Below are 2158 nucleotides of genomic sequence, written 5' to 3'. Positions count from 1 at the left end.
GAGTTGCGACTCTGCAGTACGCTGCCCTTTTCGCTGCGCTCAAGAGGGCTAATCTATGGGTTTTAGCAGTGAGCTCAGCTCGCTCAAGAGGACTAATTAAAAATACTGGTACAACTTTCCTTTTTTTCACTTCTTCAGTGTTTCGTCCTATTGGTAATTAGTGAAGGAATTGTGGAAATTGATTAATTGATTATGATTAATGCATGAAATATACTCTTTTTAAGTCTCTTTTTATCTTTTATTTCTTTCTGTTCTTTCATATGTGTATTGAACTTTCATATGTGTATTGAAAAGCGTTTTCCGGAGTCAAGGAGAGTACTAATCTGGCTGGCAGGTTGGCTACAGCCCTGTATGGCGCAGGGAAAAAGTCCATGAAGGATCATTTAGGATCATTTAGGGATATTCGGAAGTAATATCAACCAATCAATAAAGGACCACGCATTATTTATATTCGGCAAATTAAATTTCATTAACGATTTCATGAACCCCATTCAAGAACAAAAATCAACGGGAGCTATTCGAATGCAGTACAGCGTGGGTATTGATGCAGGCGGGACATACACCGATTCGATCATCATCCGGGATTCCGATGGCAAGGTGATGGACTCGAACAAAGCTCTTACGACCTATCCGGACCTTCTTGCAGGAATTAAAAATTCCATTGATGGGCTGGATGAAAAATACTTAAAAGATGTGAATATGGTATCAGTCTCTACAACTCTTGCTACAAACACAATTCTTGAACAAAATGGCTATCCTGTAGGTTTAATCCTTGTAGGGGATTACGAGATCCCGGAAAATATGAATGCTGAGTTTTATACCGTGGTAAAAGGAGGGCACGACCACCACGGAGCTGAACTGTTTTCTCTTGATATGGAAGCAGTTGAGGCTTTTGTCGGAAAGGTAAAAGACCAGGTCTCGGCTTTTGCAGTTTCTTCATACTTTAGTATCCGGAACCCTGCACATGAGCTGGCAATCAAAACCCGCATTCAGGAACTTACGGGATTTCCTGTTGTGTGCGGGCACGAGCTTTCCCTTGACCTCGGAGCGTATGAAAGGGGGGTTACAGCTTACCTGAACGCCCAGCTGATCCCTATTGCAAGCCAGTTTATCCGTTCGATCCGGGAAGAGATCAAACGCAGGGGAATGACTGCCAGGCTGCTCATGCTCAAATGCGACGGTTCTGTAGTGGGCATCAATGAAGCCCTTGAAAAGCCTATAGAATCGATCTTTTCAGGCCCTGCTGCAAGCCTTGTAGGGGCATCCCACCTTTCAGGGCTTGGGACCTGTGCAGTCATAGACGTGGGAGGGACGAGTACGGATGTTTCCATGCTTGAAAACGGGCTTCCCGAACTCTGCTCGGAAGGGGCTGTGGTTGGGGGCTGGCAGACCAAGGTCAAGGCTATCCGTATGGAGACCTCGGCAATGGGAGGGGACAGCCACGTCTGGGTAAAGAGTATGAAAATCAATATAGGTCCAAGGAGAGTAATTCCACTCTGCGTTGCGGCTGTCAAATACCCTGGCTTTCTTGAAGTCCTGAGAAAAGGAAGAATCCCCGGAAACATGCACCTTGAAGAGAATGTGCAGCCCACAAAGTTTTTTATAAGGACAGGGGCAGAGGCTTCAAATCTTGGAAGTTTCGAGCAGGAACTATTTGACAGTATAGGAGATACCCCAACCTCCCTTAACGATATCTTCTGGGAGACCCGGAAAATTCTGTCCCCCGGACTGCTTGATTCCCTGATAAGAAAACGTCTTATCCAGGCAATTGGCTTTACCCCGACTGACGCCCTGCATGTGCTTGGAGAATACCGGGGCTGGGATGTGGAAGCCTCAATTGCCGGGGCAAAACTTCTCGAACGCTACACGCAAACAGACTATATTGAACTCTGCAAGCGCATAAAAAGGGATGTTGCAAAAAACATGGCATTAAACCTGATGTCTTTTGTCTTAAAAGACGTCTCCTCCCAGGAAATTGAAAAAATTATTCTTTCCGATAGGTTTGCACAGTTCAGGATGAAGATACCTGTCGTGCTTATAGGAGGGCCCGTAGTCGCCTATACCGGGGAACTAAAACAGATTCTTGATGCTGACATTATAGCTGTCTCTTATACACATCTGACGCTGCCGACGAATAGAGAGGTGTAGATCTCGGTGG

At 45.6% G+C, this 2158-nt stretch carries 1 protein-coding gene; it reads left to right on the top strand.

Annotation, left to right across the window (positions count from 1 at the left end):
- Positions 1 to 522 precede the first annotated feature (522 nt).
- The gene (locus tag EO95_RS13360) at positions 523 to 2148 is read left to right on the top strand and encodes a hydantoinase/oxoprolinase N-terminal domain-containing protein (protein ID WP_048135389.1); all 1626 of its coding nucleotides are present in this window, start codon (positions 523 to 525) and stop codon (positions 2146 to 2148) included.
- Positions 2149 to 2158: the final 10 nt, after the last annotated feature.

Source organism: Methanosarcina sp. 1.H.T.1A.1 (assembly GCF_000979295.1).
Taxonomy (GTDB): Archaea; Halobacteriota; Methanosarcinia; order Methanosarcinales; family Methanosarcinaceae; genus Methanosarcina.
The sequence above is the reverse complement of the archived record's forward strand: the minus strand, read 5'-3'. Positions and strand labels throughout refer to the sequence as shown.

Coding starts and splice junctions, on each gene's coding strand:
- EO95_RS13360 (WP_048135389.1), top strand. CDS start 523: ATGCAGTACAGCGTGGGTATTGATGCAGGCGGGACATACACCGATTCG.